This is a genomic window from Mycobacterium sp., assembly GCF_046091765.1.
Taxonomy (GTDB): Bacteria; Actinomycetota; Actinomycetes; order Mycobacteriales; family Mycobacteriaceae; genus Mycobacterium.
Window position 1 is genome coordinate 1 of sequence record NZ_JBJTCF010000011.1, and the last position, 19,242, is coordinate 19,242.

General features: G+C 68.8%; 17 protein-coding genes and 2 tRNA genes. 5 read left to right on the top strand and 14 right to left on the bottom strand.

Annotated features, from left to right (window positions below):
• Positions 1-1,346: trigger factor (gene tig, locus ACKOB8_RS00835; RefSeq protein WP_526374664.1), on the bottom strand; the 1,346-nt coding region annotated here is incomplete at its 3' end.
• Between the two features lie 52 nt (positions 1,347-1,398).
• Positions 1,399-1,472 (bottom strand) — tRNA-Pro (locus ACKOB8_RS00840).
• Between the two features lie 93 nt (positions 1,473-1,565).
• Here ACKOB8_RS00840 and ACKOB8_RS00845 point away from each other — a divergent pair.
• The 3 genes from ACKOB8_RS00845 (at position 1,566) to ACKOB8_RS00855 (ending at position 3,856) form a co-directional block, all read left to right on the top strand.
• Positions 1,566-1,639 (top strand) — tRNA-Gly (locus tag ACKOB8_RS00845).
• Positions 1,640-1,789: 150 nt separating this feature from the next.
• A complete protein-coding gene (locus ACKOB8_RS00850) occupies positions 1,790-2,971 on the top strand; it encodes a serine hydrolase domain-containing protein (protein WP_526374666.1) in 1,182 nt (393 codons plus the stop codon).
• Positions 2,972-3,034: 63 nt separating this feature from the next.
• Positions 3,035-3,856 (top strand): DUF1542 domain-containing protein, encoded by an 822-nt coding sequence (locus ACKOB8_RS00855; RefSeq protein ID WP_526374668.1) that lies wholly within the window; start codon positions 3,035-3,037, stop codon positions 3,854-3,856.
• Between the two features lie 6 nt (positions 3,857-3,862).
• On the opposite strand, the gene ACKOB8_RS00860 is transcribed toward ACKOB8_RS00855, so the two are convergent.
• The 3 genes from ACKOB8_RS00860 to ACKOB8_RS00870 are packed head-to-tail and all read right to left on the bottom strand — an operon-like array spanning position 3,863 to position 5,761.
• Positions 3,863-4,654, bottom strand: coding sequence for an Fpg/Nei family DNA glycosylase (locus ACKOB8_RS00860; RefSeq protein WP_526374670.1), 792 nt, complete (start codon positions 4,652-4,654; stop codon positions 3,863-3,865).
• Between the two features lie 3 nt (positions 4,655-4,657).
• Complete coding sequence (locus ACKOB8_RS00865) at positions 4,658-5,131, bottom strand: ribose-5-phosphate isomerase (protein WP_526374672.1); 474 nt, start codon at positions 5,129-5,131, stop codon at positions 4,658-4,660.
• Between the two features lie 21 nt (positions 5,132-5,152).
• On the bottom strand, positions 5,153-5,761 hold the full coding sequence (locus ACKOB8_RS00870; protein ID WP_526374674.1) for a mycothiol-dependent nitroreductase Rv2466c family protein: 609 nt from the start codon (positions 5,759-5,761) through the stop codon (positions 5,153-5,155).
• A 14-nt stretch (positions 5,762-5,775) separates the two neighbouring features.
• Here ACKOB8_RS00870 and pepN point away from each other — a divergent pair, with 14 nt between their 5' ends.
• Complete coding sequence (pepN, locus tag ACKOB8_RS00875; protein WP_526374676.1) at positions 5,776-8,355, top strand: aminopeptidase N; 2,580 nt, start codon at positions 5,776-5,778, stop codon at positions 8,353-8,355.
• A 17-nt stretch (positions 8,356-8,372) separates the two neighbouring features.
• On the opposite strand, the gene ACKOB8_RS00880 is transcribed toward pepN, so the two are convergent.
• Genes ACKOB8_RS00880 through ACKOB8_RS00890 form a run of 3 tightly spaced genes read right to left on the bottom strand, consistent with a single transcriptional unit; the run spans position 8,373 to position 9,739 of the window.
• The gene (locus ACKOB8_RS00880; RefSeq protein ID WP_526374678.1) at positions 8,373-8,843 is read right to left on the bottom strand and encodes a DUF5130 family protein; all 471 of its coding nucleotides are present in this window, start codon (positions 8,841-8,843) and stop codon (positions 8,373-8,375) included.
• A complete protein-coding gene (gene ctaJ, locus ACKOB8_RS00885) occupies positions 8,830-9,057 on the bottom strand; it encodes an aa3-type cytochrome oxidase subunit CtaJ (protein WP_526374680.1) in 228 nt (75 codons plus the stop codon). Before ctaJ ends, ACKOB8_RS00880 begins: the two co-directional genes overlap by 14 nt.
• Positions 9,058-9,109: 52 nt before the next feature.
• Entirely contained in the window at positions 9,110-9,739 is a 630-nt protein-coding gene (locus ACKOB8_RS00890; protein WP_526374682.1) for an HNH endonuclease signature motif containing protein, read from the bottom strand.
• 140 nt (positions 9,740-9,879) lie between these two features.
• On the opposite strand from ACKOB8_RS00890, the gene ACKOB8_RS00895 reads away from it, so the two are divergent.
• The gene (locus ACKOB8_RS00895; protein WP_526374684.1) at positions 9,880-10,293 is read left to right on the top strand and encodes a globin; all 414 of its coding nucleotides are present in this window, start codon (positions 9,880-9,882) and stop codon (positions 10,291-10,293) included.
• Between the two features lie 5 nt (positions 10,294-10,298).
• Here the strand turns inward: ACKOB8_RS00895 and ACKOB8_RS00900 are convergent, their stop codons facing one another.
• The 6 genes from ACKOB8_RS00900 to ACKOB8_RS00925 all read right to left on the bottom strand — a co-directional run bounded on the left by ACKOB8_RS00900 (position 10,299) and on the right by ACKOB8_RS00925 (position 19,232).
• Positions 10,299-10,931, bottom strand: a complete 633-nt coding sequence (locus tag ACKOB8_RS00900) for a DUF8010 domain-containing protein (protein WP_526374686.1) — start codon at positions 10,929-10,931, stop codon at positions 10,299-10,301.
• Positions 10,928-11,341, bottom strand: a complete 414-nt coding sequence (locus tag ACKOB8_RS00905; RefSeq protein WP_526374688.1) for an acyl-CoA thioesterase — start codon at positions 11,339-11,341, stop codon at positions 10,928-10,930. The genes ACKOB8_RS00900 and ACKOB8_RS00905 overlap by 4 nt, the downstream gene beginning before the upstream one ends.
• A 3-nt stretch (positions 11,342-11,344) precedes the next feature.
• Positions 11,345-16,126, bottom strand: a complete 4,782-nt coding sequence (locus ACKOB8_RS00910) for an NAD-glutamate dehydrogenase (RefSeq protein WP_526374690.1) — start codon at positions 16,124-16,126, stop codon at positions 11,345-11,347.
• A gap of 10 nt (positions 16,127-16,136) precedes the next feature.
• A complete protein-coding gene (ettA, locus tag ACKOB8_RS00915; RefSeq protein WP_526374692.1) occupies positions 16,137-17,813 on the bottom strand; it encodes an energy-dependent translational throttle protein EttA in 1,677 nt (558 codons plus the stop codon).
• Positions 17,814-17,851: 38 nt separating this feature from the next.
• Positions 17,852-18,343 (bottom strand): single-stranded DNA-binding protein, encoded by a 492-nt coding sequence (locus ACKOB8_RS00920; RefSeq protein WP_526374694.1) that lies wholly within the window; start codon positions 18,341-18,343, stop codon positions 17,852-17,854.
• 154 nt (positions 18,344-18,497) lie between these two features.
• Entirely contained in the window at positions 18,498-19,232 is a 735-nt protein-coding gene (locus ACKOB8_RS00925; RefSeq protein ID WP_526374696.1) for a DUF4333 domain-containing protein, read from the bottom strand.
• Positions 19,233-19,242 lie beyond the last annotated feature (10 nt).

The window sequence follows — 19,242 nt, forward strand, 5'->3', positions numbered from 1 at the left end:
CGACACCAGCGAGTTCTTCGGCCCGCCGGCGGGCCGCAGAACTCGCTGGTGTCGATGACCTCGCCGGCGGTGTCGGTCACCGTCGCCGCCTCCACCACGGCCGCCACGGCCAGACCCCGACGCACGTCGGCGAAGATGGCCGGCAGCTGGTTGTTCTGCTGGAGCATCTGGGCCAGCTGCTGGGGTTCGATGCCGTACTGGCGCGACATCAGCATCAGCCGCTCGGTCAGGTCGTTCTCCCCCACCCGGATACTGAGGTCGTCGGCTACGGCGTCCATCAGCAGCTGGGTCTTCACCGCCTTCTCGGCGGCCTCGCGGTTGTCGGCGTCGAACTTCTCCCGCGAGCTGCCCTGGGTTTCCAGGATCTCGGCGAACCGGTCCTCGTCATGGTCGAGCGGGTGCAGCGCCTCGTGCAGCGCGGCGTTGACCTGGGCCTGCACGATCGCCTCCGGCAGCGGCACCTCGACGAGTTCGAGCAGCGTCTCCAGGGTGTCGTCGCGGATCTTCTCGGCCTGATGGATCCGCTTGACCCGCAGCAACTGCTCCGAGAGCCCTTCGCGCAGCGCGGTCAGGGTGTCGAACTGACTGGCCAGCTGAGCGAAGTCGTCGTCGGCCTCGGGGAGTTCGCGTTCCTTGATCGTGGTCACCGTCACGGTCACCTCCGCGTCCTCACCGGCGCGGTCGCCGGCGATCAGCTTGGTGACGAAGGTGGCCGACTCCCCCTCGGAGAGACCGACGATCGCCTCGTCGAGCCCCTCGATGAGCTGGCGGGCGCCGACCTCGTGGGTCAGTCCGCCGGTCCGGACCTCGGGGATGTCCTCGCCGTCGACGACTGCGGACAGGTCGATGGTCACGACGTCTCCGTCGCGGGCCGGCCGCTCGGCGGCCTTGAGGGTGCCGAACCGGGAGCGCAGGGCGGTCAGCTCGGACTCCACCTCCTCCTCGGACACCGCCACCGGATCCACGGTGATCTTCAGCTCGTTGAGGTCGGGCAGCGCGATCTCGGGCCGCACGTCGACCTCGGCGGTGAAGATCACCTCCTGGCCGTCCTCGATCTTGGTGACCTCGATGTCCGGCTGGCCCAGCGGCCGAAGTTCGGTCGTGCTCATCGCCTCGGTGTAGCGGCTGGGCAGCGCCTCGTCGAGGACCTGCTGGAGCACCGCGCTGCGGCCGACCCGGGCCTCCAGCAGCCGGGCCGGCGCCTTGCCCGGCCGGAACCCCGGCAGCCGGACCTGCCGGGCCAGCAGCTTGTAGGCCCGGTCGAAGTCCGGCTTGAGCTCGGTGAAGGGCACCTCCACGTTGATGCGAACCCGGGTGGGGCTCAGCTTCTCCACGCTGCTCTTCACGGTGCTCCTCGGAATGGTCTGGCGTCCTACAGCGGCGGGCTCGGTGAGCGGGTCGGGGTGACAGGATTTGAACCTGCGGCCTTCCGCTCCCACAGCGGATGCGCTACCAAGCTGCGCTACACCCCGCTGCTGTGCATCGCGCGATCCTACGGCCAAGCACGGATCCCAGTGGAACCGGACTGGCCGACGCCGGTACATTTAGCTCGCGTAGGTCACCACGCGGGCGTAGCTCAATGGTAGAGCCCTAGTCTTCCAAACTAGATACGCGGGTTCGATTCCCGTCGCCCGCTCCACGGCAATCCCCGAGTTCCGGGCCGCGTACCAGTAACGACACGGTCGCGGTTCGGACCCGATCCGTCCGACGGATTCTCCCGGCGGCACGGTGTCCGTAGATTCAGGGTTCGCCCGGTTTCGGCCGGGTTGCCGTGAGACCAGGAGGCGCCGTGAGCGACCACGTCCCCTCGAACGGCACCTGCGCGCCCGGCTTCGAATCGGTCCGACGCGCCTTCGAGAGCAACTTCGCGACCGGCGGCGAGGTCGGAGCGGCGGTCGCGGTCTGGGTCGACGGCGATCTGGTGGTCAACCTGTGGGGAGGCCACGCCGACGCGCGACGGCGGCGCCCGTGGCAGGAGAACACCCTCGCCAGCATCTTCTCCGGAACCAAGGGCGTGACGAGCACCTGTCTGCACCTGCTCGCCGACCGCGGCGAGATCGACCTCGACGCCCCGGTGTCGCACTATTGGCCGGAGTTCGCACAGGCCGGCAAGGAGGCGATCACCGTCGCGTCGGTGCTCAGCCACCGGTCGGGCGTGATCGGACCGGCGAACCCGATGCACTGGCGCGCCGTCACCGACTGGGACCTGGTGTGCGAGCGGCTGGCCGCCACCGAACCGTGGTGGGAACCGGGAACGGCGCAGGGCTACCACATGGTCAGCTTCGGGTTCATCCTGGGCGAGGTGGTCCGTCGCGTCACCGGCCGGACCCTCGGCGAGTACCTGCGCACCGAGATCGCCGAACCGATGGGTATCGACGTGCACATCGGGCTGCCGCGGTCCGAACACCGCCGCTGCGCGGAGATGGTCAACAAGCCGCACATCCGCGAGGTTCTCGCCGAGGGCGGTGCGCCCGGCCACCCCGCTTCGATCAGCGAGCACCGGCTGGCGGCGCTCTCGGTGGCGATGGGGTTCGTGCCCGACGACGAACTCGGGTCCCACGACCTGGCGCTGTGGCGGGCCGGCGAGTTCCCCGGCACCAACGCCCATGTCTCGGCGCTGGGCCTGGCCAGCTTCTACAACGGCCTGGCGCAGGAGAAGCTGCTCAGCCGCGAGCAGATGGAGTCGGCGCGGACACCCCGGGGCGGCTTCGACGCCGACGTCGTCCTGGGCCCGCGGGTGGCCGACCACGGCTGGGGTCTGGGCTACATGCTCAACCAGCGCGGGGTGGCCGGCCCGAACCCGCGCAGCTTCGGCCACGGCGGCTCCGGCGGGTCCTACGGCTTCGTCGATCTCGAACATCGCATCGGCTACGGGTACGTGATGAACTATTTCGACGCCACGCAGTGCAACGCCGACCCGCGCAGCCGGTCGCTGAGCGACGAGGTCTACCGCGTGCTGGGGGTGCTCTAGGGGCCCGCCGGGAGTCCGGAAACCCACGGCACGCATCGCCCGGCGATCGGTACTGTGGGTGCCATGAACTCTGCGCTGCTGATCCTCATCCTGCTGGTCGTGGCGGTCATCGGGCTGGCGGTCTGGAGTTCGTCGCGCGCGACCGGCAACCGGGCCGCGGCGAGCCTGGCCGATGCCAAGGCCGACGCCCGGCGGGTCATCGAGCGGCTCGGCGGGCAGGTGCTCAACCTGAACGGAACCGACGAGCCGTCCCGGCAGGCGTTGGCCGACGCCTCCGAGCGGTTCACCGCGGCCTCCTCCCAGATCGACCAGGCCGCCACGGCCAAGCAGGCGATGCTGGCCAAGGAGAGCGCGATGGAGGGGCTGTACTACGTGCGCGCGGCCCGTCTGGCGATGGGCATGGATCCCGGCCCCGAGTTGGAGTCCACCGCGGGCCAGAAAGCGGCCGGCGCGGTCACCGAGGACCGCCGGATTCAGTTCGAGGGCCGCGAGATCGAAGCCTCCCCGGTGCCGACCAGTCGCACCACGAACTACTACCCCGGCGGGCGGGTCGCGGGCCGGCCGGTCCCGGCCGGCTGGTACTCCGAGCCCTGGTGGAGGCCGGCCCTGGTGGCCGGCGCCTGGGGACTGGGCTCGGTCCTGCTCTTCGATGCGCTGTTCTCCGGGATGTCCGGGGTGGGCTACGACGCCGCCGGGTTCGAGAGCGGCTTCGGCTCGGGGTTCGACCAGGGATACGACCAGGGTTTCGACCAGGGTCTGGAACAGGGTCTGGACCAGGGGGGCCAGGGCGGTGACCCCGGGTTCGACATGGGCAACGCCGGCGACGGCGGCTGGGGCGGCGACTTCGGCGGGGGCGACTTCGGCGGCGGATTCGGCGACTTCTGAGCCGGCTCACCTCTGGCAGGTCGGGCACCAGAACAGGTTGCGTCCCTCCATCTCCGCGGTACGGACCTTGGTTCCGCACAGCCGGCACGGCTCCCCGGTCCGGCGGTAGACGTAGGTGCGGGGCCGTTTCGGGCCGTAGGACGCGTCGCCGTGATCGTGCTCGGGGCGCACCACGATGATCCGGCCGCGGCGCACGCCGACCTTCATCAGCTCCACAAGATCGGCCCACGCGTCGTAGAACTCGCTTTCCTCGACGTCGCAGCCCGCGCGGTAGGGGTCGATGCCGTGCCGGAAAAGCAATTCACTGCGGTAGACGTTGCCCACCCCGGCCAGCACCTTCTGGTCCATCAGCAGAGCCCCGATCGCCTTGCGGGACTTCGCGATACGCGTCCACGCCAGGGCCGGCTCGGCGTCACCGCGCAGCGGGTCGGGCCCGAGCCGGGCCAGGATCGCCGACATCTGCGCCTCGTCGATCACCTCGCACGCGGTCGGGCCACGCAGATCGGTGCCGTACTCGGCCCCGCTGATGCGCATGCGTACCTGACCGACCGGTGCGGCCAGCGGGGTACGGCTCTCCCGGAAGGTGCCGTAGAGACCCAGGTGCACGTGAACGATGGGCCCGCCCTCGTAGTGGTGGAACAAATGCTTGCCCCACGCCGACGCGGCGGTGAACATCCGGCCGTCGACCGTCGCGGCGTCGGAGAAGCGGCCCTGCGGACTGGACACCTGCACCGGTCCGCCGGCGTAGCGGCGCTGGTGCAGCCGGGCCAGCCGGTGCAGCGTGTGGCCCTCGGGCACGGGTTATCCGCCGGGGACCGGAGGTGCGACGTGAGTCCGCTCGTACTCGTCGAGGATGTCGATACGGCGTTGGTGCCGTGCGGCTTTGGACCACGGGGTGGCCAGGAAAGCGTCGACGATGGCCAGCGCCTCGGCCTCGGTGTGCATGCGCCCCCCGATGCCGATCAGTTGGGCGTTGTTGTGCTCGCGGGCCAGGGCGGCGGTCTCGGTGCTCCACGCCAGCGCACAGCGCGCACCCGGCACCTTGTTGGCGGCGATCTGTTCACCGTTGCCCGACCCGCCGAGCACGATGCCCAGGCTGCCCGGGTCGGCCACGGTGGCCGCCGCGGCTGCGATGCAGAACGCCGGGTAGTCGTCCTCGGCGTCGTAGCTGAAGGCACCGCAGTCGACCGGTTCGTGGCCGGTCTTCTCCAGATGGGCGATGATCGCTTGCTTGAGTTCGAATCCGGCATGGTCGGAGCCGAGGTAGACGCGCATGGCGGTCAGACTAGACGAGGCTCACTCGTAGGACGGCGGCTCGGTGCGAGTCCGCTTGAGTTCCCAGAAATGCGGGTAGGACGCCAGCGCCACGGAGGCGTCCCAGAGCACGCCGGCCTGCTCGCCGCGGGGGATCTTCGACAGCACCGGGCCGAAGAACGCCACGTTGTTGATGTGGATGGTGGGGGTGCCGACGTCGGCTCCCACCGCGTCCATCCCGGCGTGGTGGCTCGCGCGCAGCGCCTCGTCGTAGGAGCCGTCGCTGGCCGCGGCCGCCAGCGCGGCCGGCAACCCGGCTTCGGCCAGCGACTCGGCGATGACCTGATCGAGTTCCCGGTTGCCCTGGTTGTGGATGCGGGTTCCCATCGCGGTGTAGATCGGGGCGAGCACCTCGGCGCCGTGCGCCTGCTCGGCGGCGATGGCCACCCGCACCGGCCCCCAGGCCTTCTTCATCAGCTCCAGGTACTGCTCGGGAAGGTCGCGCCCCTCGTTGAGCACCGCCAGGCTCATCACGTGAAACCGCACGTCGATGTCGCGGACCTTCTCGACCTCCAGGATCCAGCGGGAGGTGATCCAGGCCCAGGGGCACAGCGGGTCGAACCAGAAATCGGCGCGGGATTTGGCGGTCATGGTCTAAGGATAGGTTGGAGTCCGTGCTTCCCAATCTGACCCGCAACGAGGCCGTCGAGCGCGCGGCCCTGGTGACCGTGGATCGCTATCGGATCGAGTTGGATCTGACCGGTTCGGACAAGACCTTCCGCTCGACGACGACTGTGGAGTTCGAGGCCCTTCCCGGCGCGGACACCCGCATCGACCTGGCCGCCGACCGGGTGCACAGTGCGGTGCTCAACGGCCACCCCGTCGACGTGTCCGGCTACGACGAGTCCACCGGAATCCCCCTTGTCGGTCTGGCGGCCGGCAACGTTCTGGTAGTCAGCGCCGACTGCTCCTACTCCAACACCGGCGAGGGCCTGCACCGCTTCGTCGACCCGGTCGACGGGCACGTCTACCTGTACTCGCAGTTCGAGACCGCCGACGCCAAGCGGATGTTCGCCTGCTTCGACCAGCCCGACCTCAAAGCCGCCTTCGACATCACGGTGACCGCGCCCGCGCACTGGGAGGTGGTGTCCAACGGGGCAACGGTCTCAGCCCGGCGCGACGGGGATGCGACCGTGCACACCTTCGCCACCACCCCGAGAATGAGCACGTATCTGGTGGCGCTGATCGCCGGGCCGTACGCGGTGTGGCGCGACGTCTATCGCGACGAATTCGGCGAGATACCGCTGGGAATCTTCTGCCGCGCGTCACTGGCCGCACACATGGACGCCGAGCGGCTGTTCACCGAGACCAAGCAGGGCTTTGGCTTCTACCACCGCAACTTCGGCGTGCCCTACGCGTTCGGCAAGTACGACCAGCTCTTCGTGCCGGAGTTCAACGCCGGCGCGATGGAGAACGCCGGGGCGGTGACGTTCCTGGAGGACTACGTGTTCCGCAGCAAGGTCACCCGGGCGTCCTACGAGCGCCGCGCCGAGACCGTGCTGCACGAGATGGCGCACATGTGGTTCGGCGACCTGGTGACCATGCGGTGGTGGGACGACCTGTGGCTCAACGAATCCTTCGCCACCTTCGCCTCGGTGCTCTGCCAAGCCGAAGCGACCGAGTACACCCAAGCCTGGACCACGTTCGCCAACGTCGAGAAATCCTGGGCCTACCGCCAGGACCAGCTGCCCTCCACCCACCCGGTGGCCGCCGACATCCCCGACCTGCACGCCGTCGAGGTGAACTTCGACGGCATCACCTACGCCAAGGGTGCCAGCGTGCTCAAGCAACTGGTCGCCTACGTCGGTCTGGAGCACTTCCTGGCCGGCCTGCGCGAGTACTTCGCCGCGCACGCCTTCGACAACGCCTCCTTCGGCGACCTGCTGGGTGCGCTGGAGAAGGCGTCCGGGCGGGATTTGTCGGACTGGGGGCGGCAGTGGCTCAAGACCACCGGGCTGAACACGCTGCGCCCGGAGTTCGAGGTCGACACGGCGGGCCGCTTCACGCGCTTCGCCATCGTGCAGGGCGGGGCGACACCGGGTGCCGGTGAGACCAGGGTGCACCGGCTGGCGGTCGGGATCTACGACGACACCGACGGCAAGCTGATCCGGGTGCACCGCGAGGAACTCGACGTCGCCGGCGAGATCACCGACGTCCCTGTGCTGCAGGGGGTTTCGCGAGGGGCCCTGATCCTGGTCAACGACGACGACCTGACCTACTGCTCGATGCGCCTGGACCCGGAGTCACTGCGGATCGCGACCGACCGCATCACCGACATCGCCGATCCGCTGCCGCGCACGCTGGTGTGGTCCTCGGCCTGGGAGATGACCCGTGACGCCGAGATGCGGGCCCGCGACTTCGTCGCGCTGGTCGCCCGGGGTGTGCACGCCGAGACCGAGGTGGGGGTCGCCCAGCGGCTGCTGATGCAGGCACAGACCGCACTCAACGCCTACGCCGAACCCGCCTGGGCGGCCGGGCAGGGCTGGCCGGCATTCACCGACCGGCTGGTCGAGTTGGCCCGCGGCGCGGACCCGGGATCGGATCACCAGTTGGCCTTCGTCAACGCACTGTGCTCCTCGGTGCTGCCCGATCGGCATCTGCGGCTGCTGGCCGACCTGCTCGACCACGACCCCGCAGGCCTCGGACTGGGCGGACTGCAGATCGACACCGACCTGCGCTGGCGGATCGTGACCGCGCTGGCGGCCGGCGGACAGATCGACGCCGACGGTCCGGCAACGCCCTTCATCGACGCAGAACTCACCCGCGACCCCACCGCTGCCGGCAAGCGCCACGCTGCGGCGGCTTCGGCGGCCCGCCCGCAGGCCGACGTCAAACACGCCGCCTGGCGCGAGGTGATCGAGGACGACACGCTGCCCAACATCACCGCCCGGGCGATCATCACCGGGTTCGCCCAACCGGGCCAGGCCGAGGTTCTGGGGCCTTTCACCCGGCGGTATTTCGAGGCGATCGGGGCAATCTGGGAGCGTCGCTCCAGCGAGGTCGCCCAGACCGTGGTCGTCGGGCTCTACCCGTCGTGGGACGTCAGCGAGGACGGCCTGGCGGCCGCGGACTGGTTCCTGGGCGGCCTGCACGTGCCGCCGCCGCTGCGCCGGCTGGTGGTGGAGGGCCGGGCCGGGGTCGAACGATCGCTGCGGGCACGCCGCCGCGACGCATCGGGCGGCTAGCCACCGCTGGACACTCTTCAGGCCGGCGAGATGCCCGCCGACATCACCTCGACGGCCTTGACCAGGCCGGCGATGAGCTTGCCGTCCTTGAAGGCCGCCGCCGCCGTGGACACCCCCTGCGGTGCCGCCGCGTCCGCGCCCCGGCCCCGCAGGTCGGCGCCGTAGACCACCTCGATCGCCCGCTGGTCGGGCGAGACCGCCAGCAGCACGGCGTTGTCGGGGGTCGGCACGTCGGCAAGGATCTCGCGCGCCCTGGCCGCGGTGTCGCTGCCCAGATCGCCGAGGTAGACCGCGAAGCGGGCACCCGAGCGGCGGCTTCCGTAGGTCAGCGCGTCGTCGAGGACGACGAGATCCTTGATCGGGAACGGGTACTGGACCGGCAGCTCCTCGGGCTGACTGACCGCCGAGATCCGGCCGCTGGACGTCACCGCCCAGCCCACCGGCAGTTTCTGGTCGGTTCGCGCTACGGCGCGATCACCACCGGCCACTGGCGCCACCCCCCACGGTCACCCCGGTGCCGCCGTGCCCGCCGGGCAGCGCCTCGTCGGTGGCCGCCCACAGAATCGGCGGGTGCGTCCAGCGCTCGGAGAGCGTGTAGGTCGGCGGATGGCGGTCCGAGCTGGCGAACAGCGCGTAGAGCAGGCCACCCAGGCCGACCGGCACGGCGACGTAGAGCGCGTGCACGAGTGCAGAGTTACTCACGAGGAAAACCGTAACGCAGGTGCCCCGCCGCGGGGGCGCGGCGCGGAAAAATTCAGGCCGCGCCCTCGCCCAGGTACCGCATCCACGCCGGATCCAGTTCCTTGACGGCACTCAGCAGCCGCCAGTGCTGACCGCGGGGCGAGCTGGGGACCAGGCGCAGGGTCCAGCCCAATTCGGTCAGCAGCCGGTCGGCCTTGCGGTGGTTGCAGGTCGAGCAGGCGGCGACGCAGTTCTCCCAGGTGTGCTCGCCGCCGCGGCTGCGCGGGACCACGTGGTCGACAGTGTCGGCCTTGGCCCCGCAGTAGGCGCAGCGGAAGCGGTCCCGGTGCATCAGCGCCGCCCGGGTCATCGGGATACGGGCCCGGTAGGGCACCCGCACGTAGCAGCGCAACCGGATCACCGAGGGCACCGAGATGACCCGGGTGGCCGAGTGGATCACCGGTCCGGCGGGATCCTCGTGCACGACGTCGGCCTTCCCGCAGAGCACCATCACCACCGCCCGCCGGATCGACAGGGCGGTGAGCGGCTCGTAGGTCGAGTTCAGCAGCAGCACCCGCCGGCGCCCCCACAGCGAACCCTCCAGCGGCGAACGGGTCTCGACCGGGTGCAGGGTAGACGTGGACGCGAGCCCGACTGAACCCGCCGCGGCGCGGTGTCCGCGGTTCCGTTTGCGCTGCGCCATACGTCCTCCAGCTACCAGTGCACCACGGATCGGCCCCGATCGCACGTGTATTCGTGCCGTGTTCCCCCGTCATTGCCCCGGTGTTGGTGCGGCGTTGGGCGCCCGGGGCGCGATGGGCCACGCGGGATGGACCACGCGGGATGGACCACAATGAGCCGGTGGATCAGACACCACAGACCTTCTACGAAGCCGTGGGCGGCGCGCAGACATTCCGCACCATCGTCTCGCGCTTCTACGAGCAGGTGCGCGATGACGAGGTGCTGCGCCCGCTCTACCCCGAGGACGACCTAGAGGGCGCCGAGGAGCGGCTGCGGATGTTTCTCGAGCAGTACTGGGGCGGCCCCCGGACCTACTCCGAGCAGCGCGGTCACCCGCGGCTGCGGATGCGCCACGCCCCGTTCCGGATCGGCTTCATCGAGCGCGATGCCTGGCTGCGCTGCATGCGGACCGCGATCGCCTCGGTCGATTCGGCGACCCTCGACGACGAGCACCGCCGTGAGCTGCTGGCCTATCTGGAGATGGCTGCGCACTCGATGGTGAACTCGGGGTTCTGAGCCCCTCAGAGCAGAAGCGCCGGATCGCCGCGGCGGCGGAACACCGACCCGAAGCGCGCGTCAAGACGCAGCCAGCCGGGCAGCGCCCGGACCCGGACCACGTCCCCGGCACCCGCAGGCTCGGGCAGGAAACCCATCGCGGCCAGGGCCAGCACGCAGCGCATCGGCACCGCCACTCCGGTCGCCCCCGAGTTGACCTGCAGCACCTCCTGATCGAGCAGCGAGGCGGCGGGACCGACGGGCCCCCGATGCTGGCGGGCCAGTTCCGCGCCGCTTCGCGCGAGCTCACCGACCACGTGGGCCGGGACGTCGTCGAGATGCACGAATCCCGCCTCGGGCGGCAGCGCGCCGCGCCAGCCCGAGTGCATCGGAGGCCCGGGGTCGATGTCAGTGGACCCCGTGGCGCCGCGCAACCCGCGTAGCAGCAGATCCGCCCCGCACGAGAGGTCCGCCGGGCGCACGCCCCCGGCCACCACCCGCCCGGCCAGCACCCCCAGACCGGTCGACACCCAGACCCCGACCAGTCCATCGTTGCGGGTGCGCAGCCGGATGACGGCAGCCTCGTCCATCCGCAGCGCTCGCTCGACGAAAACAACCAGGTCCTGCCGGTGAGCGGGGTCGGCCAGCCGCAGGGTCATCGCAGCCAGCGCTGAAGGTATTCCCGATGGGTCGGCGAGAGCCGCACCAGCCGCTGCTCCTCGATGTGCACCGCCGCCAGTTGCGTCTCGGCGATCACCGCCGGCCGCGAACCCGGTTCCGCGCTGACCGAACGGACTTCGTAGTCCAGGGTGAAGTCGACCGCGCGCAGCCGCTTGGTCCGGATCGTCACCTGCAGGGGCGAGTCGGCCAGGCGCAACTGGCCTTTGTAGAGCACCCGCACCTCGTGGATAAGCAGCCCGATCGTGGTGATGTCGGCAGCGAAGGGCTCGCGGAGAAAATCGACCCGCGCCTCCTCCAGGATCGTCACCATCGTGGCGTGGTTGATGTGCTGGTAGGTGTCGATGTCCGACCAGCGCACGTGTACGCCGGTAGTGAAACCGTTACTCACGCCTCAGCCACTCGTGCCTTTTCCGGTCGTCCGGGTCATGCTGCGGATCTGGCGGGCCGCCACCGACAGGGTCGCCAGGTCCAGCGCGTCAGTCGCGTAGATCTGGGTGAGCGTGCGGTGCGCCCGCTGGACTCGCGAGCCGTTGCTGTGCTCCCACTCGGAGATCTTCTCCTCCCCCGTCTCTCCGGGTTCACCGGCGGCGATCACGTCGAAGCACAGCGCGCGCAGCGATACGTAGATGTCGTCACGGATCGCCAGCCGGGCCAGCGCGTGCCAGCGGTCGTCGCGCGGCAGGCCGGAGACCGCGGTCAGCAGGCCGTCGGTGCCGAGGTAATTCATCAGGGCGAAGTAGGCGTCGGCGACTTCGGCGGGATCGCGCTCGACGATGTCGGCGATGTCGATGACGTCCAGAAGGCTGAACTGGTAGAGCCCGGTGGCCACGGTGTAGGCGAGGTCCTCCGGTGCGCCGCCGGCGGTGAACTCGCCTGCCTCCTTGGTGACGATGGCGTGATCGTCGCCGCGCAGCCACTCCGGAATCCGCGGCGCCAGTTCCGCCACGGTCGCGGCGAATCGGTTGATCTCCGCGCCGACCGCCAGCGGCTGCGGCCGGAAGTTCAGGAACCAGCGGGAGGCGCGGTCGAGCAGCCGCCGCAAGTCCAGGGTCATCCGGTCGGTGACGTCCGAGGCGATCCCGTTGAGCTGGGCGGCGGCCCGGATCAGCCGCGAGGTCCGCTCGATCCCGAAGATGGCGTCGGTGGCGGCGAAGGCCCGCACCGCGTCGATGTAGCCGACCCCGGCGTCCTCGGTCGCCCGATAGGCGAAGGTGATGCCGCCGGTGTCGACGACGTTGTTCACCAGCATGGTGGTGATGATCTCGCGGCGCAGCTGGTGGGAGCGGATCTCGGTGACGAAGTTGTCGCGCAGCTGGGCGGGGAAATACGACGGCAGCCTGGCGGCGAAGACCTCGTGATCGGGAAGGTCACTGGCCAGCACGTCATCCTTGAGCGCGAGTTTGACGTGCGCCATCAGCGTCGCCAGCTCCGGGGAAGTCAGGCCGATGCCGATCTCGTGGCGGCGGGCGATCTCCTTTTCGGTCGGCAGGGCCTCGAGTTCGCGGTTGAGCCCGCGTTGCTCCTCGAGCTGCTGGATCTGTCGTGCATGCACGTTGAGCAGCGACGGGGCGTTGGCCCTGCTGGTGCCCATCAGGTCGTTCTGGTCGCTGTTGTCGGTCAGCACCAGCCGCGACACCTCGTCGGTCATCGAGGCCAGCAGGTCGCTGCGCCGCTCGGGCTCGACCTTGCCGACGTTGACCAGCGAGTCGACCAGGATCTTGATGTTCACCTCGTGGTCGGAGCAGTCCACGCCCGCGGAGTTGTCCATCGCGTCGGTGTTGACCCGACCCCCGCACAGATCGAACTCGATCCGCCCCAGGGACGTCACGCCGAGGTTGCCGCCTTCACCGATGACCTTCGCCCGCAGCGCGTTGGCATCGACCCGGACGGTGTCGTTCGCCCGGTCACCGACCGCTGCGTGCGATTCGGCCTCCGCCTTGATGTAGGTGCCGATACCGCCGTTGAACAGCAGATCCACCGGGGCGAGCAGGATCGCGCGAATCAGATCCGGCGGTGTCATCTCGGTGACTCCTGCGTCGATGCCGAGCGCCTCGTGCATCTGCGGGGTGATCTCGATCGACTTCTGCTGCCTGCTGAAAACGCCGCCGCCCGCGCTGATCAGGGCGGCGTCGTAGTCCTCCCAGCTGGACCTGGGGAGCTCGAAGAGCCGCTGGCGTTCGACGAAGGAGGAGGCCGAATCCGGGTCCGGATCGATGAAGATGTGGCGGTGGTCGAACGCCGCGATGAGCCGGATGTGCCGCGACAGCAGCATCCCGTTGCCGAAGACGTCGCCGCTCATGTCGCCGACGCCGACCACGGTGAAGTCCTCTGACTGGGTGTCGATTCCCATTTCCCGGAAATGCCGCTTGACCGACTCCCAGGCTCCCTTGGCGGTGATTCCCATCGCCTTGTGGTCGTAGCCCACCGAACCGCCGGAGGCGAATGCGTCGCCCAGCCAGAACCCGTAGGAGTGGGCCACGTCGTTGGCGATGTCGGAGAAGGTCGCGGTGCCCTTGTCGGCGGCAACGACCAGGTAGGAATCGTCCTCGTCGCGACGAACCACCCGGGCGGGTGCCACGATCCCGCCGCCGGAGCGATCGACATTGTCGGTGACGTCCAGCAGTCCGCTGACGAAGAGTCGGTAGCAGGTGACTCCCTCGTCGCGGAAGGCCTCACGGTCAGCTGCGGCATCGCCGGTCGGCACCGGCGGCTGCTTGAGCACGAATCCGCCTTTTGCGCCACCCGGGACGATGACCGCGTTCTTCACCGCCTGGGCTTTGACCAATCCGAGGATCTCGGTGCGGAAGTCCTCGCGTCGATCCGACCACCGCAGCCCACCGCGGGCGACGTTGCCGAACCGCAGGTGCACGCCCTCGACCCGGGGCGAGTAGACGAAGATCTCGAATTTCGGCCGGGGCAGCGGCAATTCGGTGATCAACTCGGGATTCACCTTGACCGACACGACGTTCCTGGCCCGGGCCGAGTCGGGTTCGGTGACATAGAAGTTCGTGCGCAGGGTGGCCTGGATCATCGAGGCGAATGCCCGCAGCACGCGGTCGGTGTCCAGACTCGTCAGCGCGTCGATGCCGGTGGAGACGGCCGCCGCGGCAGCCCGGGCGTCCAGTCCTTTGGCCGCCGCGTCCGGGTCGAACATCGCCTCGAACAGTGCGACCAGTGACTTCGCGGTCGCGGTGTTCTCTTTCAGTATCGATTCGATGTGGGACTGGCTGTAGGGGAAGCCGGCCTGCCGCAGGTACTTGGCGTAGGCGCGGATCACCGTGACCTGCTGCCAGGTCATCCCCGCCCGCAGGACGAGTTCGTTGAACCTGTCGATCTCCGCTCGGCCGTGCCAGATGGCGGTGACGGCATCGGTGAACCGCTTCGCGGTGGCATCCCAGTCCTGCTCGGCGGCGAACTCCGGGGCGGTCGGCTCGGGGCGGATCTTGAACTGGTAGATCCAGACCTCCAGCCCGTCGCGGCGATCGACCGTGAAGGGGCGCTGCTCGAGCACCTCGATGCCCATACTCTGCAGCATGGGCAGCAGCTCGCTGAGCGACGCCGAGCAATCGCCCAGATACCAGGTGAGGAACACCTCCCGCCCGGATTCGCCGGGCTCGAGCTGGAGAATCACCGAATCCTTGGCCACTGACTCGATCAGGCCGATGTCATTGAGCGCCTCATCCGGGGTAACCGCCTGCTTGAACTCCTCGGGCAGTGCGTCCGCGTAGTGCTCCAGAACGGCAATGTCGATCTTTCGATTCTGACCGGCACTCAGCAGCCGGTCGGACCAGGTGCGGGTTGCCGCCGTGAGCAGATCCTGGACCCGGATCCGATTGTCCTCCGAGGTGTCGATTGCCGGGCGATCCGCCGCATCGGGCAATCGAACGGTGAAATGCACGACGGCCCACAGTGATTCGCCGACCCGCGCCGCGTAGTCGATGCTGGTACCGCCGAATTCGCGCAGCAGGATCTCCTGCATCCTCAGCCGCACGGCAGTGGTGTAGCGATCGCGGGGCAGATAGACCAGGCACGAGACGAAATGGCCGAACTGATCGGCGCGCGCGAACAGCAAAGCACGGCGTCGCGAACCCAGGTCGATGACCTGGCTGGCCATGCTCAGCAGTTGTTCGGACGTGAGGGAGAACAGCTCCGAACGCGGCATGTTCTGGATGACGTCGAGCATCAGCTGACCGGGATGACTCGGATCGTCCTGCGACATCGCCAGCACGTTCTGGACGCGACGCGACAGCAGGGGGATGTCGAGGACATTCTCGTTGAACGCCGACACGGTGAACAGCCCCACGAAACGGTGCTCGAGGTCGGGCTGTTCGCGCACCGCGATGATGTAGGGAAACGCGCCGTACCGGAGGAAGCTGGGCATGGTGGCCTGGGCGAGCATCAGCAGCTCACCGGTATCTGTCAGCTCGGGCAACAGCTCGGTGCGCAGCCGGGCAACCCCCAGCCGGGTATCGGGATCGACCGTGACGCGGCCATCTCGGACCGAGCACTGCTGGGCGCCGAGGACGACGTAGTGGCCGTTGCCGAGCCAGCGCAGCAGCGCGGCCACGTCGGTGCGATCGGGGCCGGCGAAGCGGGTACCGTCGTCGGCGTCGATCTCGTCGGCGAGTCGCGCCAGCGTGGCCGCCAGTTCGGCGGAGTCCCCGGCGACCAGTCTGGCGTCGGCGACCACCAGCGGCAGCAGCCGTGCGGCCTCGGCGAGAGCCCCCTGGTCGACCGCCGGGGAAAGCTGGACGTGAATCCAGGACTCGTCGATGGCGCCGGGCGGCGGGGAGCCGCCGCTGATCGCGTCGACGAGCACCCCCTCGCTGTCCCGGCGCACGTGCACGAGGGGATGCATCAGGGCGACGTAGGCGACCCCGAGCCGATGCAGCAGCACCGTCACCGAGTCGATAAGGGTGGTGACCTGGTCGGTGACGATCTGCAGCGCCGGGCCGAAACCGCCCGGGTCATCACCGTCGTACACCTCGACCAGGGTCTCCCCGGGAGGGCGTCGATGAGCCAGGCGCTCCTGGGCGGCGATCAGCGCCGGCGACACCGCTCCGTCGGGGCCGGCCGCGTCGTCCCCGAAGGGCTGCCCGTGCTGGCCGTGGTAGGTGGCCGCGTAGGCGCCGGCGAGGGCGGCCAGATCGGCGGGTGTCCGGTCGACCGTCATGGCGCCGACATTAGTCCCGAGTGAGTCGGCGGTGGGTCACTCTGTGCGGACGGGCGGCTTCCGCCCCGAGCCGCTCGAGCTTGTTCTCCTCGTAGGCCCCGAAGTTGCCCTCGAACCAGAACCATTTCGCCTCGTTGGAGGAATCCCCCTCCCAGGCCAGGATGTGGGTGCAGGTGCGGTCCAGGAACCACCGATCGTGGGAGATCACCACCGCGCAGCCGGGGAACTTCTCCAGCGCGTTCTCCAGCGAGCCGAGGGTCTCGACGTCGAGGTCGTTGGTCGGCTCATCGAGAAGCAGCAGGTTGCCGCCCTGCTTGAGGGTGAGCGCGAGGTTGAGCCGATTGCGTTCGCCTCCGGACAGCACCCCGGCCGGCTTCTGCTGGTCGGGCCCCTTGAAGCCGAAGGCCGACACGTAGGCCCGCGACGGGATCTCGTTCTGGCCCACCTCGATGAAGTCCAGTCCGTCCGAGACGACCTCCCACACGGTCTTCTTGGGGTCGATGCCGGCCCGGCCCTGGTCGACGTAGCTCAGTTTGACGGTGTCGCCCACCCGAACGGTGCCGCTGTCGGGCTTCTCCAGCCCGACGATCGTCTTGAACAAGGTGGTCTTGCCCACGCCGTTGGGCCCGATCACCCCGACGATGCCGTTGCGCGGCAGGGTGAACGACAGGTCCTTGATCAACACGCGGCCGTCGTAACCCTTGTCGAGGTGCTCGACTTCGACGACCAGGCTGCCCATCCTCGGGCCGGTGGGGATCTGAATCTCCTCGAAGTCGAGCTTGCGGGTCTTCTCGGCTTCGGCCGCCATCTCCTCGTAGCGCTGCAGGCGGGCCTTGCTCTTGGCCTGGCGTGCCTTGGCACCCGAACGCACCCAGGCGAGCTCCTCCCGAAGCCGCTTCTGCAATTTCTGGTCCCGCTTGCCGGCGACCTCGAGGCGTTCGGCTTTCTTCTCCAGATAGGTCGAGTAGTTGCCCTCGTAGGGGTAGGCGCGGCCGCGGTCGAGTTCGAGGATCCACTCGGCCACGTTGTCCAGGAAGTAGCGATCGTGGGTGACGGCCAGGATGGCGCCCTTGTACTCGGCGAGGTGCTGCTCGAGCCACTGCACGCTCTCGGCGTCGAGGTGGTTGGTCGGCTCGTCGAGCAGCAGCAGGTCCGGCTTGCTCAGCAGCAGCTTGCACAGCGCAACCCGGCGCCGCTCCCCCCCGGACAGGTGGGTGACCGGATCGTCGGGCGGCGGGCAGCGAAGCGCATCCATGGCCTGCTCGAGCTGGGAATCCAGATCCCAGGCGTCGGCGTGATCGAGCTCCTCCTGCAGCCGGCCCATCTCCTCCATGAGGTCGTCGGTGTAGTCGGTGGCCATCAGTTCGGCCACCTCGTTGAACCGGTCGAGTTTGGCCTTGATGTCGCCGAGGCCCTCCTCGACGTTCTCCCGGACGGTTTTGTCCTCGTTGAGCGGAGGTTCCTGCAGCAGGATCCCCACGGTGGCCTCAGGAGCCAGGAACGCGTCACCGTTGTTGGGTTGGTCGAGTCCGGCCATGATGCGCAGCACGCTGGACTTGCCTGCCCCGTTGGGTCCCACGACGCCGATCTTGGCGCCCGGCAGAAAGCTCAGCGTGACGTCGTCAAGGATCACCTTGTCGCCGTGGGCTTTGCGGACCTTGCGCATGGTGTAGATGAAATCCGCCACGGCAGTCATCCTAGGCACGGTCCGCCGGCGGACCCTCCTCAGGCCGAAAGTGACAGCGCTGCGGAGTCGGAGTCGGTCCCAGGATCGGCCTCGCTGCCCGGCTCACCGTCGGAATCGCCGTCGGGATCGCCGTCGGTTCCGCCGGCTTCAGCCGTCTCGGCGGCACCGCGCGGCTGGGGCGGCTGTTCGATGCGGGCGATCGTCCAGGCCAGATCCGGGCCGACCGCGCTGGCGCGCATCTCCAGTGACGACCGCTTCACGCCGTCACGGTCCTCGTACTCGCTGGTGTGCACGGTGCCGACCGCGATGATGGCGGCACCCTTGTACAGGCCCGCGCCGACCCCGGTGACCAGCTTTCCCCAGCAGTTGACGGTGATATAGAGGGTGTTGCCGGGCTCCCAGGTGCCTTCCGCGGTGCGCCGGCGGGAATTGCTGGCGACGCGGAAGCTGATCACCTCCTGGCCCGCCACGACGCGGCGGCGTAGATCGGTGATGATCCGGCCGACGACGGTGATGGGTGTCTCGAACATGATGGTCCTCTCTCGGCAAGCAATGCGGTAGCCGCAGTGATCACTGCAGTGGACCTACGATGCGGGCCGAGACCGACACACCCGGAAGGAAAGCGTGATCAATCCGGTGCGTTGTGGATCAAGTGGGCTCTGTGGATATCGCCGGTCCGGCCGCCTACGACTGCGCCTTGTATTCGAAATTGACCGTGTCGCCCTCCACCGTGGTGACGGTCACGACGAACGGCTGACTTACTCCGTCGGTGACCGCCGTGCAATCGGCCGTGCTGCCGGGCTTGGCCGGCAGGCCCGCCATGCACTCGACGGAGTCGGGCTGGATCCCGGAGTCGACGGTGATCCGCTGCAACAACAGGTCCGCGAGCTGATCCCTGGGAATTACCTGCATGACACTGAGGTCCATCGACAGGCCGTCGACATTGCTGACTTCGACCATCCGCTGGGACTGGTTGCCGTCGGCGGTCACCGTGCACTGGGTGGAGTCGCCGACCTTCCCGGCCAGGCCCGCATCGCAGGATGCCGACTGGGCCTGGGCCAGGCCGGAAACAGCCTTTTCGAGTTGCTCCTGCGTCAGCTCCGGTGCGATGTCGTAGCTGACCGTCTTGCCCTCGACCTTGGTGGCGGTGAAGACCGCCTCGACGCTGTTGGTGCCGCTGAACACCACCTCGCAGCGGGCGGTGGCGCCGACCTCGCCCTTGAGGCCCTGCGTGCAATTCACCGACTTGGCGGGGTTGTTGGCTTTGGTGAGCCGGTCGGTGAGATCCGTTTGCAGGTCAGCGGCACTGACCTCCCGTTTGCCCGCCTGGAACGACACCGAACAGCCGGACAGGACGATCCCGAGAATTCCTGCCGCGGCGACCGCGGCACCACTGGCTGCTATCCGTGTGAGTGCCACCGTTGACCTC

Coding starts and splice junctions, on each gene's coding strand:
- ACKOB8_RS00870 (WP_526374674.1), bottom strand. CDS start 5,761: ATGACCGCCAAATCCCGCGCCGATTTCTGGTTCGACCCGCTGTGCCCC.
- ACKOB8_RS00900 (WP_526374686.1), bottom strand. CDS start 10,931: ATGACCCTGCGGCTGGCCGACCCCGCTCACCGGCAGGACCTGGTTGTT.
- ACKOB8_RS00910 (WP_526374690.1), bottom strand. CDS start 16,126: ATGACGGTCGACCGGACACCCGCCGATCTGGCCGCCCTCGCCGGCGCC.
- ACKOB8_RS00865 (WP_526374672.1), bottom strand. CDS start 5,131: ATGCGCGTCTACCTCGGCTCCGACCATGCCGGATTCGAACTCAAGCAA.
- ACKOB8_RS00890 (WP_526374682.1), bottom strand. CDS start 9,739: ATGGCGCAGCGCAAACGGAACCGCGGACACCGCGCCGCGGCGGGTTCA.
- ACKOB8_RS00920 (WP_526374694.1), bottom strand. CDS start 18,343: ATGTTCGAGACACCCATCACCGTCGTCGGCCGGATCATCACCGATCTA.
- ACKOB8_RS00895 (WP_526374684.1), top strand. CDS start 9,880: ATGGACCACAATGAGCCGGTGGATCAGACACCACAGACCTTCTACGAA.
- ACKOB8_RS00855 (WP_526374668.1), top strand. CDS start 3,035: ATGAACTCTGCGCTGCTGATCCTCATCCTGCTGGTCGTGGCGGTCATC.